10 protein-coding genes are annotated in these 16,352 nt (G+C 52.8%); 4 read left to right on the top strand and 6 right to left on the bottom strand.

All coding sequences use genetic code 11. The features are described from left to right. Positions 1-873: 873 nt before the first annotated feature. From LG297_RS16625 to trxB, 3 genes are all read right to left on the bottom strand, one after another. Entirely contained in the window at positions 874-2,187 is a 1,314-nt protein-coding gene (locus LG297_RS16625; protein WP_404422209.1) for an adenylate/guanylate cyclase domain-containing protein, read from the bottom strand. Positions 2,188-3,190: 1,003 nt separating this feature from the next. Beyond that, a complete protein-coding gene (locus tag LG297_RS16620; RefSeq protein WP_404422207.1) occupies positions 3,191-4,108 on the bottom strand; it encodes a LysR family transcriptional regulator in 918 nt (305 codons plus the stop codon). A gap of 339 nt (positions 4,109-4,447) precedes the next feature. Then, positions 4,448-5,398, bottom strand: a complete 951-nt coding sequence (gene trxB, locus LG297_RS16615; protein ID WP_404422205.1) for a thioredoxin-disulfide reductase — start codon at positions 5,396-5,398, stop codon at positions 4,448-4,450. A 309-nt stretch (positions 5,399-5,707) separates the two neighbouring features. On the opposite strand from trxB, the gene LG297_RS16610 reads away from it, so the two are divergent. Together LG297_RS16610 and LG297_RS16605 are read left to right on the top strand one after the other, a co-directional pair. Beyond that, on the top strand, positions 5,708-6,193 hold the full coding sequence (locus tag LG297_RS16610) for an Lrp/AsnC family transcriptional regulator (RefSeq protein WP_404422203.1): 486 nt from the start codon (positions 5,708-5,710) through the stop codon (positions 6,191-6,193). A gap of 72 nt (positions 6,194-6,265) precedes the next feature. Next, a complete protein-coding gene (locus tag LG297_RS16605) occupies positions 6,266-8,224 on the top strand; it encodes an acyltransferase family protein (protein WP_404422201.1) in 1,959 nt (652 codons plus the stop codon). A gap of 117 nt (positions 8,225-8,341) precedes the next feature. Here LG297_RS16605 and greA read toward each other — a convergent pair whose 3' ends face one another. The 3 genes from greA to carA all read right to left on the bottom strand — a co-directional run bounded on the left by greA (position 8,342) and on the right by carA (position 13,418). Continuing rightward, the gene (greA, locus tag LG297_RS16600) at positions 8,342-8,815 is read right to left on the bottom strand and encodes a transcription elongation factor GreA (RefSeq protein ID WP_007089850.1); all 474 of its coding nucleotides are present in this window, start codon (positions 8,813-8,815) and stop codon (positions 8,342-8,344) included. A gap of 103 nt (positions 8,816-8,918) precedes the next feature. After that, entirely contained in the window at positions 8,919-12,161 is a 3,243-nt protein-coding gene (gene carB / locus LG297_RS16595) for a carbamoyl-phosphate synthase large subunit (RefSeq protein WP_404422199.1), read from the bottom strand. Between the two features lie 90 nt (positions 12,162-12,251). Next, on the bottom strand, positions 12,252-13,418 hold the full coding sequence (gene carA / locus LG297_RS16590) for a glutamine-hydrolyzing carbamoyl-phosphate synthase small subunit (RefSeq protein ID WP_404422197.1): 1,167 nt from the start codon (positions 13,416-13,418) through the stop codon (positions 12,252-12,254). A gap of 365 nt (positions 13,419-13,783) precedes the next feature. Between carA and LG297_RS16585 the strand changes: the two genes are divergently transcribed. Both LG297_RS16585 and dnaG read left to right on the top strand, forming a co-directional pair. Further along, the gene (locus LG297_RS16585) at positions 13,784-14,239 is read left to right on the top strand and encodes a GatB/YqeY domain-containing protein (RefSeq protein ID WP_404422195.1); all 456 of its coding nucleotides are present in this window, start codon (positions 13,784-13,786) and stop codon (positions 14,237-14,239) included. Positions 14,240-14,382: 143 nt separating this feature from the next. Next, the gene (dnaG, locus tag LG297_RS16580; protein ID WP_404422193.1) at positions 14,383-16,287 is read left to right on the top strand and encodes a DNA primase; all 1,905 of its coding nucleotides are present in this window, start codon (positions 14,383-14,385) and stop codon (positions 16,285-16,287) included. Positions 16,288-16,352 lie beyond the last annotated feature (65 nt).

Genomic DNA, 16,352 nt, shown 5'->3' with positions numbered 1-16,352 from the left:
TGGAGGATATATTCTGTCGCCGCCAGTCAAAGCCCGGCGGTCCCATGTGCTTGCTGCCAAAGGAGCAACCGGTCAGGACGTTTCGCGGGCCCGGTTTCGTGCCGGGTCTGTCTTATGCGTGGTGTCCGGTCTGCGTTGGCATTCGAGGCAAAGGAAGCCGGTGCCGTGAGTTAATGCAGGTGCATGCTGAATTTCGGATTGGCACATTCTGGCCAATGCGAAACCGGACGGTCTTGAGGATAGATCATTATTGCCCGCTTCGCTATCAAGGGTTTGAAGTACCGTATGCCCCTTTTTGAACATAATTCGCCCTCAAATGGCCCTATGCGGCCTGTTTTCCTGCCCTATTCACAATGCAGATTATGTATTGTCAGTCGAGGCAACGGCCAGAACCTTCTGTCCCCCCTCAAACGTCTTCTGGCCCGTTCTTTCATCTTCCCCCGAAGAAAGAACAATTCCAGACCTCGCTGATCGGTCTCCCCAAGACCATGAAGACCCCGAAAATGGGGCGGGTAAATCCCGCCCCTTCTTTTTTCCAAATCGGGAAAAGGTTTTTCGCGGTAGTAGTTCCAAACTTTATTTTGCCCCAATTTGCCCCTGAATGGTCATTACCGGCCGGTTTTTGCGCCCCAATTCAAGGGCATATTCACAATTGTCAGATGCGGAAACGCCGGTGAAGCGCCCCTCCCTCGCTACTCACCGGGACCTTTAAAATCACTGTCCCCCGCAGTGATCTGCACCCCAAGGTCAAGGCACCGTATCTGACCGGTCTCCCCAAGACCATCTGTCCCCAAAAAGCGTGGGGCGGGCAAATCGCCCGCCGCGCGCTTTTTCTTTGTGGGGATATGGATGGTCGTAAAAATCCTGATCCGGTCAGAGGCTGAAGATCGGTGTTGGCGTTTCGCGCCCGCGCACCGTGACCTCGCCGCGCGCCTGCCAGGCAAAACCTTCCTCGCAGGCCTTCACCGTATCCTCGGTGGCAAGTATGTAGCTGCCATATTGTTTGTTAAGCTGTTCAAGCCGGGCGGCAATATTGACATTGTCGCCATGGACGGTAAAGGTCAGCCGGTTCTCCGATCCAACCGCACCGATTACGATGTCGCCGGTGTTGATCCCGCAACGGGTTTTAAGTTTGCCACCATGACAAAATGTGGTTTCCGAACAGAGCCGTGTGATATCGACTGCCGTTTGAACCGCGTTTAACGCGTGGTCGGGATCGGCTTTGACGGCGTTAAAGGTAATCAGCATTGCGTCGCCCTGAAACTGGGTGATGACGCCGCCATGTTTGTTGATCACGTTGCTGGTGGCGGCGAAATATTCGTTGAGCATTGCGGCAAGTTCCTGCGGGCTCAGTTTTTCGGAAATGCCGGAAAACCCCTCGATATCGGTGAACATGACTGTGGCCCTTGCGGCTTCACCGTCACCAGGTTTGATCTGTTGATTTGCATGGGTAATACGTGCGGCGACCTCGGGCGAGATAAAGCGTGACAGCTCGCTTGCGGCGATTTCATCGGTGACGGCACGGGTAAACGAACGCTGTGCGCGCAACACTGCAATCGCCAGCACCGTTGACACCAGAACAATGGCAATGATCTTGTCGATTTCGGCTCCGATCAGGATCGAATTGGATGTCAGATAGGTAACATAGTCCCGGGTGACCATGCTTTCGCCGCGTTCGCTCCAGATCACATAAAAGACCAGTATCAGCCAGCCAATTGCCGCCGTTGCCCCCGCCAGCAAAATATACCGCGGATCAAACCGCAGGGTACGCAATGAGATGAAGATGAACACATAGATCATGGTCGGCGCTTTTAGATAGAAGCTCGCTGGTTGCATATACTGGATATGAAAGCTCCAGATCAGGACCATCAGCAAACCAATATCGGCAATAACCGACAGGGTCAGGAACCCGTTCGACAGGCTACCGCGATAAGACAGTGCCAGCCGGATAAAGGTAAACAGGAAATACAACCCCAAAGCCCACGGTACGGGATGAATTCCGGTGTTCATGAATGTTTTGGGCGAGACGGTGTAAAGGGTCGCAAAGATCGTCACCAGCAACAGCTGCACCCAGCCGATCAGTTTTTCGCTCTCTTGCTGCTGAAGGGCAATCGCATGACGCACACGTTCCGGCAGGCGATCTTCCGCTGGTTTGCCAAACAGGAACTGGCCGATGTTTTTTTGCATGATCTTGATCCCCGGTTACCAGACGCACGTGCGCGCAAGCCTCATACTGCGTGGTTTCAGTGTGACTGCCAAGGTGAAGACGGGTGCCAACGGGTAACAGTTGCGCGTGGTGATGGTGAGGATATCGTCAGGGCAAAAAAAAGCCGGGCAAATGAATGCCCGGCAAGTTTATCAGGGAGGCTTCACGTCTGGGAGACGTAGGACCCTTCTCAGGGCCCTGGGTATGCCGGGCAGGGCGCCCGACAAAGACCGAAAATTCGGTCAGGGAGAAAACTCTGTACCGCGATGCAGTTGCTCACCGCTGCGGTTCGAAGAGAAAGATAGCGTTTTTGACGGGAAACACCACTGTCAAATTGCTCATTCAGCCATGCGTAAATTGCATAAATCTTGGGCTACAAGAATCACGAAGTTAAGTGACTGAAATATATAAAATATTTATGTATACTAATGCGCGGTTTCCCAAACTTTTGATCTGCAAGGTGCTGATTAATTGTGCGAACGCGAAAAAAAATGCCGGTAGCTAGGGGGAGCTACCGGCAAGATCAACAGGGAGGCTTTAACGTCCGGAAGACGTGGAATCCTGGGAAGATTCCAAGCCGAATAACGTTTCGGCATACGGATCATGCGGAGATCAGGGAAAGATGAAAGCGCTCGTCGCTTTCGCGGTCGCTAACAACTTCTGGTGTGAATATACGCATATGATCTTACGCTTAAAAATAGAATAACCACAATCCAACCATGCGTTCAGTGCATGGCGAAAAAATGTCAGTAATTTGAAGCTATTATGACTGCGTTTTTCCGGAAAAGCTGATTTCGCGTGCGGAGCAACTGGTTCAACAGGTCGTTATTGGTGGCAATTCGCGCCAGGGTTTTGGGTTGGAAACCTGTTGCTGCAGGTTGCTGAGTAAACCGGGGGATTTTTTTTATGCTTGCCAGTATTACGAAAAAGCCCCGCAGCAGATTTCGGTGCGGGGCTTTGGGATTCTGTCGCAGGCTGATTGCGTTAATCGGCCGCAGCAGCCGCATTCACCTTGGCTTTGACCTTGTTGATTTCCTCGATCAGGAAATCGCGGAATACCGCAATGCGTTTAGAATGACGCAGTTCTTCCGGATAAACGAAATAAGCATCAAAGCTTGGACCTTCGAGTTCCGGCAGGATTCGCACCAGATTGCTGTCGGTCGGCAGCAGGTAATCGGGCAGGGCCGAAATGCCAAGTCCGGATTCGGTGGCGCGGAAGATGCCGTAAATATTGTTCAGTTTCAGAATCGGTCGCATGTCCGGTTTGAACTGCTGTGCGACGGCCATCATCCAGTTAACGTTCGAAACCGGTGGGCGTGCATCCGCACCATAAATGATCAGGCGGTGATCTTTCAGGTCTTCGGGCTTTTTCGGAATGCCGAACTGCTTGATATATTCGGGGGACGCGAAGACATGATAGCGCAGCGTCATCAATTGACGCTGGACCAGATCGGCCTGACGGGGCGGCTGCATGCGAATCGCAACATCAGCCTCGCGCATGGCAAGATCGAGTTCCTCGTCATTGAGCACTAGCGACAATTCGATTTCCGGATAGCGTTCAAGGAATTCGTTGATCCGCGGTGTCAGCCAGGTTGAGCCAAAGGCAACCGTGGTGGTGACCTTCAGCGGACCGCTGGGGCGTTCCTTGGATTCGCGAATGCGGGCTTCGGCCATGGAAAGCTTGGCGAACACGTCATGGGCCGTGCGATACAGAAGTTCACCCTGCTCGGTCAGGATCAGGCCGCGGGCGTGACGGTGGAATAGCGGCACCTTGACGCTTTCTTCAAGTGCGCTGATCTGCCGGCTGACCGCCGACTGGCTCAGATTGAGATTTTCCCCCGCGTGTGTGAAGCTTCCCGCTTCCGCAACAGCGTGAAAAACACGCAGTTTGTCCCAGTCCATAGACCTGCTCCTAATGTCACTGTCGCGCCATTGCCGCGCCAGTCCCCTGATACTTCTTTATCTTCTTCTTAGAAGCATTTGGTTTCCACACTGTTAAGCCGCATGTGGAATTGCTTCCAAACTGATATCATTAAATCAATATGAGGCCTTTGGCGCGATCTGCAAGCAACCAATTGCGAAAGTGGTGATTTCGTTCACGCCGAATTCATAAATGAACTCAGGGGATTGCCCGAAAATGACATGTTCGCCGTTCCCGAATGCGGTCATATTTCCGGTCGGCTGGCGCAAAAAGGGGCGCCATTGGCGCCCCTTTGTCGTATCTGGTGATGATTGCTGTGCTTATTCGTTATGCTCGGCAATGAACTTTTCGGCTTCGAGGGCTGCCATGCACCCCATGCCCGCCGCGGTTACTGCCTGACGGTAAATCTTGTCGGTTACGTCGCCTGCGGCAAAGACACCCTGAACATTGGTTGTGGTGCTGCCCGGTTTGACGAGGATGTAATTTTCGTCGTCCATGTCGATCTGCCCTTTGAACACGGCGGTTGCCGGGTCATGGCCGATCGCAACAAAGAAACCATCAGCAGTGATGTCTGTCAGATCGCCGGTTTTGACATTGCGCACACGAACGGCCTCAACGCCGTCCATCGGGCCGTCACCGCCAAGAATATCGTCAATGACACTGTCCCAGACCACGTCGATCTTTTCATGCTTCAGCAGGCGATCCTGCAGCATTTTTTCCGCGCGCAATTCGTCGCGGCGATGCACGAGCGTCACCTTCGAGCAAATCCCGGCAAGATAAAGGGCTTCTTCAACCGCGGTGTTGCCGCCACCAACAACCACAACCGGTTTGTTGCGATAGAAGAAACCGTCGCAGGTTGCACAGGCCGAGACGCCACGACCATTGAATTTTGCCTCGCCCGGAAGGCCAAGCCAGCGTGCCTGTGCGCCGGTTGAAATGATCACGCTTTCAGCGACATAGATATCACCCGAATCGCCTTTGCAGACGAAGGGACGTTTCGAGAAGTCGACTTCGGTGATCAGGTCGTGAACCATTCTGGTTCCGACATGCACGGCCTGCGCCTTCATCTGATCCATCAGCCAGGGGCCCTGGATGACATCGGCAAAGCCGGGATAGTTTTCAACATCCGTCGTGATCGTCAACTGACCACCCGGTTGCAGGCCCATAACCATCATGGGTTCCAGATTGGCGCGTGCAGCATAGATTGCTGCTGTGTAACCGGCCGGGCCGGATCCGATGATGAGGACTTTGGTGTTATGTTCTTGGGCCATGTGCTTTGCATATTGTGGTCGGTGAAAAACAGGTTTCGAACATATGGGGTGATATGGCATTGCGCAACCGCCTCGCACGATGTTTTGCGAGGTTTTCGTAACGCTACCTGATCGGGCATTTCACCCCTTCGTTCCGATTGGCAGAAAATGGCGGTTTGAAAGGTTTTGATACAAAATTGTGCAGGGCTTTTCTGCGCACTGCAAAAGGGCAGATTGCTTTCTGTCGCTGAATATATTATTGCCAGCTTACTGGCCCCCTGTAATATTGTTTCGTCCGGGGTAAGTTCAGCGCACAGAATCGAGGAATAAATGCAACGGGTCAAACTCGACAAGATCGACCGCAGAATTCTGCGCGATCTCCAGGAAGATGGCCGCATGACCAATGTGGAACTTGCTCGTCGTGCAGGTATCTCTGCGCCGCCCTGTTTGCGTCGCGTCCGTGCGCTTGAAGAAGCCGGTTTCATTCAGGGTTATCATGCCGATGTTGATGCGCAGGCGTTGGGATACAATGTCACCGTGTTCGCGCTTGTCGGTTTGGCAAGTCAGGCCGAACATGACCTGCGCGCCTTCGAAGGCCGTGCCGCTGCATGGCCGGAAGTACGCGAATGCCACATGGTCGCGGGCGAGATGGATTTCCTTTTGAAAATCGTGTCGCACAGCTGGGATGAATATCAGCGGTTTCTGACGACCGAACTGACGGTCGCCGAGAACGTCAATCACGTCAAATCAGCGCTATCTATTCGTACTGCCAAAAGCCAGCCAGGCGTCCCGATTGATATCGAGGCCGAGGACTGAGTGTTGTAGAAACATCAATTTTAATTTTGTTTCTACTTGTGTTGATTTTGAGAACGCTAATTTTATTCAAAAATGCATAAAGACCAATATCAGCCAGAGATAGATGGATTGCGGTCTTTGGCTGTGTTCCTCGTTATTCTTTTTCACTCTGGGGTCAGTGCGTTTCCTGGTGGCTTCATTGGTGTTGATGTTTTTTTTGTGATTAGTGGATATTTAATCACAGGCATTATCATCAATGATGTTAGTCAGGGAAGTTTTTCTTTTTTGACTTTTTACAAAAAGAGAATAGCGCGAATATTACCTTCGCTGATATTTGTGATTTTATTAGTAATTTCGTTTGGTTTTATATTTTATGACCTGAATCTATTTGATAAAATTGGAAAGCAGGCATTTTTTGCTGCTTTTGGTATGTCAAATATCCTTTTCTCGGAAGGTGTTGATTATTTTCATTCTGGTGTGGAGGCTAGCCCGCTAGTTCATACTTGGTCTTTGGGGGTTGAAGAACAGTTTTATATTTTTTGGCCCGCTGTTCTTGTCGGATTTATCTGGTGGGCAGGCGAGAAAAGGGCGTTGTGGCTGATATTATTTTTGGTGGCTTCTTCTTTGGTGCTCTCGGAAATTGCGATATCACAAAATGCTTTTTCTTCCTATTTTTTGCCTCACTATCGTGCATTTGAGCTATTAATAGGTGCTTTTTTCGCTCTGCTTCCAAGGCACGTAAATCTGTCTTGTTCTTTCGGAACGAAGAATTTTCTTTCCATTTCAGGAATGTTGATCGTTTTATTGTCATCTTTTTTGATGACTGGCGAGACGCCGTTTCCCGGAATGTGGGCACTTGTGCCATGCTTGGCTACGGCTTTAATTATACTTTTCTCCAAAGGAACGGTTGTGGGTTGGATACTGTCCAGACCTTTTCTGGTTGGCGTCGGGTTAATCTCTTATCCACTCTATTTGCTGCATCAGCCGGTCATATCGGCTCTTCTATTTCTAGAAATTTTTAAAAAAAATCAGTCTTTTCAGGTTCTTGTAGTAACGACTCTGATTTGTCTGCCTGCTTCATATCTTGTCTATCGATATATAGAGCGCCCATGCCGTAATGTTGTTCGCCGCAATAATCTTACCGGTTACTTGGGAGCTTTTGGATTGGTTGGGATGACTGGCGTTGTTGCTTCTGCCGGTTTGGTGATCGCTCTAACGCAGGGAGTGCCCCAACGTTTCAAATTGCTGAACCCGTTTTCGTTCGAAATTTCGGAAATGCAGAAGCCCACATTTCACGAACGTTTCCAGCGTGGTTTTGATGTTGATCTGAATGATCATCAATCCAAAATTCTTTTCTTTGGTGATTCTTTACTTCAGCAATATGTCGCACCAATCGTTAAAGCATCGGGTGTAGTCAAAGGTGAAGTGGATATTGTTAGCCGTGGTGGCTGCGTTCTCCTTAAGGGAGTCGATTTCGAAGATACTTTTAATGGCATATCTTGTAACGATTTACGCAGAAAGCTCTACGAAATAGACAAATCTTACGACTATGTTTTTTTCTCACAAAACTGGTTTGGTTACAGCAAAGATATTCTTAATAGTTCCTGCAGGATCGAAAAAATTGGATGTGGTTTTGATCGTTGGCAGGTATTCATTGCCGAAACAATACGTCATTGGCAGTCAAAGGGCGCAAAAGTATTTATCATCGGCGGACACTTAACTGTAAATTGGCCACAGGATTTGCTACCGGTTATGTATGCCAATTCGGAGCGATATCAGGAAGCTCTCTCAGAGCTTTCCGTTGTGAATTACGATGAAGCTCTCGAAATGACAGAAAGTATCGACGGTTTTGTGAACCGGGTCTTTGATGACATTACGGTTCTGTCCCCGGTAGATATTTGGTGCCGAGACGGTAGAGAGGCATGTAAGCTACACGATGGCACATGGTCTTATTTCGCGGATTCATCGCATGTTGGTGAGGCATCAATGCCGTATTCGGTTTCGCGTTTAAAAGAGACTCTGATGAGAATTGCCCCAGAACTGAACGATTGAAGAAAAAATAGCAACTTTAATATCAGCTATTTTATCTGTAGAGATACCCTAATTGTAATTATAAAAAAACGGCCCGATGTTTATCGGGCCGTACTTTCGCAAGATATCGCAATCGGATCAGGCGAATTCGACCTTCAGGATCTCGTAGCTCTTTGTGCCACCGGGCACGGTGACTTCTACGGATTCACCAACAGCCTTGCCGATCAGCGCACGGCCAATCGGAGATGTTGTCGAAATGCGGCCGGAATTGATGTCCGCCTCGATCGGGCCGACGACCTGATAGGTGGTTTCTTCGTCGGTATCCTCGTCGACAAGATGCACGGTCGCGCCAAATTTGACGACCGATCCAGCCAGCGACTTGATATCGATGACTTCGGAACGGCTAAGAACATCTTCCAGTTCGGCAATCCGACCTTCGCAGAAGCTCTGTCGTTCACGTGCAGCATGGTATTCGGCGTTTTCCGAAAGATCGCCATGCTCGCGCGCTTCCGAGATTGCCTTTATGATTTCAAGGCGTTCAACGGATTTGCGGTGCTTCAGTTCTTCTTCGAGGCGCTGATGCCCTTGCGGGGTCATTGGTACTTTTTCCATCGCGCTCACAGCCTATTTTATTAGCGATCGATACTACAAAATCAACCGCCCGGCAGATACCGCCGGGCGGTCTAAACTCGTTCAACGGGTTCGGTAAGGAACCTTAGTATTCATCCCCAAGATATTCCTGAACGGGCCGCACTGCAAGTGCTCCGCGTTTCAGGTTGTCGATGGCGCGCAGAGTCGCACGGGCACCGGCAATCGTGGTGTAGTACGGAATATCGTTGCTGAGTGCCGTCCGCCGGATCGAGAAACTGTCGACCACGGCCTGTTTGCTCTCGGTGGTATTGAATACCAGGTTGATATCGCCGTTCTTCATCATGTCCACGATATGGGGACGTCCTTCCTGTACCTTATTGACCGGGGTGACGTCCAGCCCTTCTTTTTCAAGCGCTTCGGCAGTGCCATGTGTCGCAACGATCACAAAGCCAAGCCCGATCGCATCGCGTGCGAGTTGAACAGCGGCCGGTTTGTCATAGTTTTTGACGGACATGAAAATCTTGCCCGACTGCGGCAGATCGTGACCTGCTGCCATCTGCGCCTTGGCAAAGGCGCGACCGAAATCGGTATCAAGGCCCATGACTTCGCCGGTTGAACGCATTTCCGGGCCAAGCAGGGTATCGACACCCGGGAAGCGGTTGAACGGAAGAACCGCTTCCTTGACCGCGATATGTTTGAACGGACCTTCGTTGATCTTGAAGTCCAAGAGCTTTTCGCCTGCCATTACCCGTGCGCCGATTTTGGCAATCGGATTGCCAGTTGCCTTGGCGACAAACGGGACGGTGCGCGAGGCGCGCGGGTTGACTTCGATCAGATAGATCACATCGCCCTTGATCGCGAACTGAACGTTCATCAGGCCGACAACATCAAGCGCCTTGGCCAGTTGAACGGTCTGTTCTTTCAGGCGGTCAATCATGTCCTGACCGAGCGAGTAGGGCGGTAGCGAGCAGGCACTGTCACCGGAATGGATACCGGCTTCCTCGATATGCTGCATGATGCCTGCGACAAAGACGTTTTGGCCGTCCGAAACCGCGTCGGCATCAATTTCAATGGCATCCTGAAGGAAGCTGTCGATCAGAACCGGGCTTTTGCCCGAAACCTGAACGGCTTCGGTCATGTAGCGCAGCAGGTCTTCGGTGGTGTGAACGATTTCCATCGCACGGCCGCCCAGTACGTAGCTTGGGCGGATAACGATTGGATAACCGATGCTTTCGGCGATCTTGACGGCCTCGTCGACCGAGCGGGCAATGCCGTTGGCCGGCTGCTTCAGGCCCAGCTTGTGGATCAGTTCCTGGAACCGGTCGCGGTCTTCGGCAAGGTCGATGCTGTCCGGGCTGGTGCCAAGGATCGGAATGCCTGCCTTTTCAAGGGCTGCAGACAGTTTAAGCGGGGTCTGGCCGCCATACTGAACGATCACACCAAGAAGTTCGCCTTTGCTTTGCTCAAGCTGGCAAAGCTCGATCACGTCTTCGGCCGTCAGCGGTTCGAAATACAGGCGGTCCGAAGTGTCATAGTCGGTCGAAACCGTTTCCGGGTTACAGTTGACCATGATGGCTTCGATGCCGACTTCGCGAAGTGCATAAGCCGCATGCACACAGCAATAATCGAACTCGATCCCCTGACCGATACGGTTCGGGCCGCCACCAAGAATGATGACTTTCCTGCGATCAGTTACTTCGGCTTCGTTTTCCGGTTCAAAGAAACCGTCGCCTTCGTAAATCGAATACATATACGAGGTACGCGACGGGAATTCGGCGGCACAGGTATCAATGCGTTTATAAACCGGGCGAAGTTCCATCGCGTGACGGATCGCGCGAACGTCGTCTTCTTCCATGCCCACCAGTTCGGCAAGACGTGCGTCCGAGAAACCAAGCTTCTTGAGGCGCAGCAGTTCCTGCTTGTCCTTAGGCAGGCCCTTGGCACGAACCTGTTCTTCTTCGGCAACCAGCATTTCGATCTGGCGCAGATACCATGGGTCAAATTTGGTCGCCGACTGGATTTCCGACAGGGTCAGACCGTGGCGGAATGCCTGTGCCGCGTAAAGCACACGGAACGGCATTGGCTGGGTCAGTTTTGCGCGGATCGCGGCCTTGTCCGGTGCGCCTTCGATTTTGACTTCGTTCAAACCGGTCAGGCCGGTTTCCATCGACCGCAGGCCTTTCTGAAGGCTTTCGGCAAATGAACCGCCAATCGACATGGCTTCGCCAACCGACTTCATCGCCGTCCCCAGAAGCGCCTGTGCGCCGGGGAACTTTTCAAAGGTGAAGCGCGGGATTTTGGTGACGACATAATCGATGGTCGGCTCGAACGAAGCCGGGGTGACACCGGTAATGTCGTTATCAAGCTCGTCCAGCGTATAACCAACAGCCAGTTTGGCCGCGATTTTGGCAATCGGGAAGCCGGTCGCCTTGGACGCCAGTGCAGACGAACGCGACACGCGCGGGTTCATTTCAATGACAATCAGACGACCATCATCGGGGTTGACCGCGAACTGCACGTTCGAACCGCCGGTATCCACACCGATCTCGCGAAGGACCGCCAGCGAGGCGTCGCGCATGATCTGGTATTCCTTGTCCGTCAGGGTCAGGGCCGGGGCGACGGTGATCGAGTCACCAGTATGAATGCCCATCGGGTCGACGTTTTCGATTGAACAGATGATGATGCAGTTATCCGCGCTGTCACGGACAACTTCCATCTCGTATTCTTTCCAGCCGAGAATGGATTCTTCGACCAGAACCGTGTGGGTCGGCGAAATCGCCAGACCATTACGAACGATCTGTTCGAATTCTTCGCGGTTATAGGCAATGCCGCCACCTTCACCGCCAAGGGTGAAGCTTGGCCGGATAATCGCCGGAAGGCCGGTGGTTTCAAGGGCGACAACCGCTTCTTCAAAGGTGCGGACCATTGCGGAACGCGCGCTTTCAAGGCCGATCTTGTCCATGGCTTCGCGGAAAAGCTGACGGTCTTCGGCTTTTTCGATCACGTGCTTTTTCGCGCCGATCATCTCAACGCCGTATTTATCAAGGGTGCCATCGTCATAAAGTGCCAGCGCGGTATTCAGTGCTGTCTGACCGCCCATGGTTGGCAGCAGGGCATCCGGGCGTTCCTTTTCGATGATCTTGGCGACCATTTCGGGCGTGATCGGTTCGATATAGGTCGCATCGGCCAGGTTCGGATCGGTCATGATCGTCGCCGGGTTCGAGTTGACCAGAATGACGCGATAGCCTTCTTCCTTCAGGGCCTTGCAGGCTTGCGCACCGGAATAGTCGAACTCGCAAGCCTGACCGATCACAATCGGGCCGGCACCGATGATAAGGATGGATTTGATATCTGTACGTTTCGGCATGTCTTTTTCCGCTTTTGGCGTGGCGGGCGCGATTGCTGCACCGCCCGAAATTAAGTCCGTTAATCGCTTGTCGCTGATGTTGTCGCGCTATCAGGCTTTCGCGTCTTCGATCAGGCCAACGAAACGTTTGAACAGGTAATGGCTATCGTGCGGCCCCGGGGATGCTTCCGGGTGATACTGCACCGCAAAGACCGGCTTGTCTTTCAGGCGAAGCCCGGCAAGTGATCCGTCAAACAGCGAGAAATGCGTTGCTTCGACATTGTCGGGCAGGCTGTCCTTGTCGACGACAAAACCGTGGTTCTGGCTGGTGATTTCCACGACACCGGTTGTGGTATCTTTCACCGGATGGTTCGCGCCGCGATGGCCGACATCCATCTTTTTGGTTTTCGCACCAAGGGCAAGCGCCATCATCTGATGACCAAGGCAGATGCCGAAAACCGGTTTGCCGCTGTCGATCAGTTTTTTGATGGTCGGAACCGCATATTCGCCGGTTGCCGCCGGATCGCCGGGGCCGTTTGACAGGAAAACCCCGTCCGGGTTCATCGCAAGGATTTCTTCGGCGGACGTCGTTGCCGGAACAACCGATACCTTGCATTCAAGGGCGGAAAGATTGCGCAGAATGTTGCGTTTCACACCATAATCAATGGCAACGACATGGTGTTTGGCATTGCCCAGTTCGCCGTAACCGCCTTCGCGTGTCCACAGCGTCTGGTCCCAGTCATAACCCTCGGTGCAGCTATTGTCCTTGGCAAGGTCCATGCCTTCAAGGCCCGGCCAGTCATTGGCCTTGGCGATCAGCGCATCAATGTCGAATCTGCCGTCCGGATTGTGGCAGATCACACCGTTGGGTGCGCCTTCGTTACGGATGCGTTTGGTCAGGCGGCGGGTGTCGATACCGGCAATTCCGATCCGGCCATGTTTTGCCAGCCAGTCGTTGAAATGACCTTGTGAACGGTAGTTGGATGGTTCGGTAATGTCTTGGCGTAGGATGCAGCCAAGTGCCACGGGAGTGGTGTTTTCGATATCCTCGTCATTGGTGCCGACATTGCCGATATGGGGGAAAGTAAAAGTGATCATCTGCCCGGCATAGGACGGATCGGTCATGATTTCCTGGTAGCCCGTGATCGAGGTGTTGAAGCAGACTTCGCCAACAACCTCTCCTTGGGCACCGACGCCTCGTCCCCAAAAAACAGAACCATCGGCAAGTACCAGAACGGCAGAAGCACCAGGAGGCGGGGTGTGCGTGGGCGCTGACATTGGCGAATGTCCTTTCGATCTTTCCACGGTGAGACACGGAGTCTTTATATATAAAAATTACGAACAGGCCGAGCAAAACGGCCCAATTCCCCTGCATATCGGGCATGCGGACATGGCGAGGTGTTTTCAGCATGATCCGCCGAAATGCCGAACGGCGTCGGTGTAATATGCTGAAGGCGGGGTAAAACCTCATCCCGGCAGGCAAATTGGCGGATGTCTACGGGAGTCGCGGGGCCCTGTCAAGGATGCATCCGAACTTTTATTTATTGTTTAAAATCAACAGCTTAATAAATGAGGTTTTCTTTGCTTACATGGCGCTTTTGCGGTATGTTCGCTCCTTTCTTCCACAGAATCAGAGATAAGCCATGCTGCGATCGCAGCTTACAGACGCTTTGAAAAAGGCCGTCCTCGAAAAGGATGCCGTATCCGTAACCACCGTGCGCCTGATACTGGCGGCACTCAAGGAACGCGATATTGCGGCACGCGGCGAGGGGAACACCGATGGCATTTCCGACGAGGAAATCCTGACCCTGCTGCAGGCGATGGTTAAACAGCGTCGCGAAAGTATCGAAATGTATACCAAGGGCAATCGGCCCGAACTTGCGGCACAGGAAGCCGCCGAGATCGGTGTGATTGAGCGGTTCCTGCCCAAGCAGATGTCCGATGAGGAAATCGAGGCCGCTGTCAAAGAGGTTGTGACAGACCTTGGGGCGACTTGTCTTAAGGATATGGGACGGACGATGGCGGTTCTTCGCGAAAAATATGCCAGCTGCATGGATTTCGGCAAAGCCGGTGGTGTTGCGAAAAAACTTCTCGGCTGATTTCGAGAATAGGTATTTTTTATGGAAGCCGGGCGTGTAAAATCGTCCGGCTTTCGTCGTCCCAAAGCCCGGATTTAGATATGAAGTCAATAAAAGGGTAGAACGGGGCTTGGCATCAACATGATCACGGGATCGGGACAATCATGAGCTTTCCCCAGTCGTTTCTTGACGATCTGCGGGCGCGCGTCGGGCTGGCGGATATTGTCGGTACGTCGGTGAAGCTGATCAAGCGCGGTCGGGAGTATTCCGGTCTGTGTCCGTTCCATTCCGAAAAATCCCCGTCTTTCACGGTCAATGAGCAAAAGGGCTTTTATCACTGCTTTGGTTGTGGCGCGCATGGTGACGTGATCAGCTTTGTGATGAATACCCGTGGCCTGACCTTTGTCGAGGCGGTCGAAGTTCTCGCCAACCAGGTCGGCATGGACGTACCCAAGCCATCCCGTGAAGCGCAAGAACGCGAAAAGAAGGCCAAGACACTATATGAAGTGATGGAAGCCGCCTGTGCGTTTTATGAGCGCGTCCTGCATATGCCTGAAGGGCGCGAAGGGCTTGATTACTTCCGCCGCCGTGGGCTTGACGATAAAACGATTTCGGAATTCCGGCTGGGTTTTGCGCCCGACAATCGCGGGGCGCTCAAGGCAGCCCTCAAGCGCGAGGAATTTGACGAAGCCCTGATGATCGAAGCGGGGCTCCTGATCGAGCCCGAAGATCAGGGGCGTCAGACCTATGACAGGTTCCGCGGGCGCGTGATGTTCCCGATCCTTGATCGGCGCGGGCGTGTTGTGGCTTTTGGCGGGCGCGTCATGGGCGATACCAAGCCGAAATACCTTAACAGCCCTGATACGCCATTGTTTCACAAGGGCCAACTTCTTTATGGCCTGCCGCAGGCGCGCGAAGCCAGTCAGCAGGATGCTCCGATCATCGTGACCGAAGGATACATGGATGTAATCGCGCTTCATCGCGCGGGCTTCCGCGGCGCGGTGGCGCCACTTGGCACGGCGGTGACCGAAGAACAGATCGGCGAACTTTGGAAAATGACCAACGAACCGATCCTGTGTCTTGATGGTGATGCTGCAGGTAAACGAGCAGCGGTGCGTGCGGCTGAACGTGCTCTTCCGATCCTGCGTCCGGGAAAATCATTGCTGTTTTCAATCCTGCCCGAAGGCGAAGACCCCGACAGTCTGATGGCAACTCCGAACGGTTTTGCCAGTTTCCGCAAGATACTCGATACCGCTGTGCCGATGGCAGAGCTGGTGTGGCGCATGGATGTTTCCGGACGGCCAATCGATACGCCAGAACGCCGGGCGGCACTTGAGGCCGATATTCAGAAACGTATTTCCGCAATCGGGGATGACGCCGTCAGATCGCAATATCAATCGATGTTCCGTGATCGCGTCTGGCAACTTTTCAGGGGGGATCGCACCAGAGGGGGCGGACAGCGTTCAGGATCTGGCGGATTGGGCGGAACTGGTAATTATCAGAATAAAAAATTTGGCCGGGGTGGCAAAAGCGGAAAAAAAGACTATTTCTGGGAACCGGCCGGGAAAGCCGTCCCGGGGATGTCGCGCCCGCCAATGCAAAAGCGGCGGGGCGTACAGGACTGTATTTTGCTGGTAACGTTGATCAACCATCCCCATTTGCACGAGGATGTTGGCGAGCGGCTTGGAATTTACACTTGTGCTGACTCCGAACTTGACAATCTTCGTCGGGCCGTCTTAAAGCTGCTTGACGGTGATCCCGGACTTGATTCCGATGCAATCAAGGCCCATTTGGAGCGCGACGGGCTGTCAGAGACAGTATTGCGGGTGGTTGGTGCGGACATTTTGGCGCACGCCGCTTTCGCCAGGCCCGAAACGCCGCTCGAACGGGCTCGTGCGGGTTGGGAACAGGTTTTTTCTATGGCTGTAAGCTCCCTGGAGGACGAAGAGGCAAAATACGCCGTCCGACAGTTGGCAGCAGATATCAGCGATGAAGAATGGGAAAGATTTTCGCACAGACGCGACGATCTGGCCCGACGCCGGGAAAAAGTGTTTAAGCTCGACGACTGATCAATGCATGCGTTCGTATGCGGGATCGGCGTTCGGGCTATTTGTGATTTGCGCTGATGAAAACA

This window comes from Thalassospira australica, assembly GCF_044790785.1.
Taxonomy (GTDB): Bacteria; Pseudomonadota; Alphaproteobacteria; order Rhodospirillales; family Thalassospiraceae; genus Thalassospira; species Thalassospira australica_A.
Note: the sequence above shows the minus strand (reverse complement) of the source record. Positions and strands in the feature narration are given on the sequence as shown.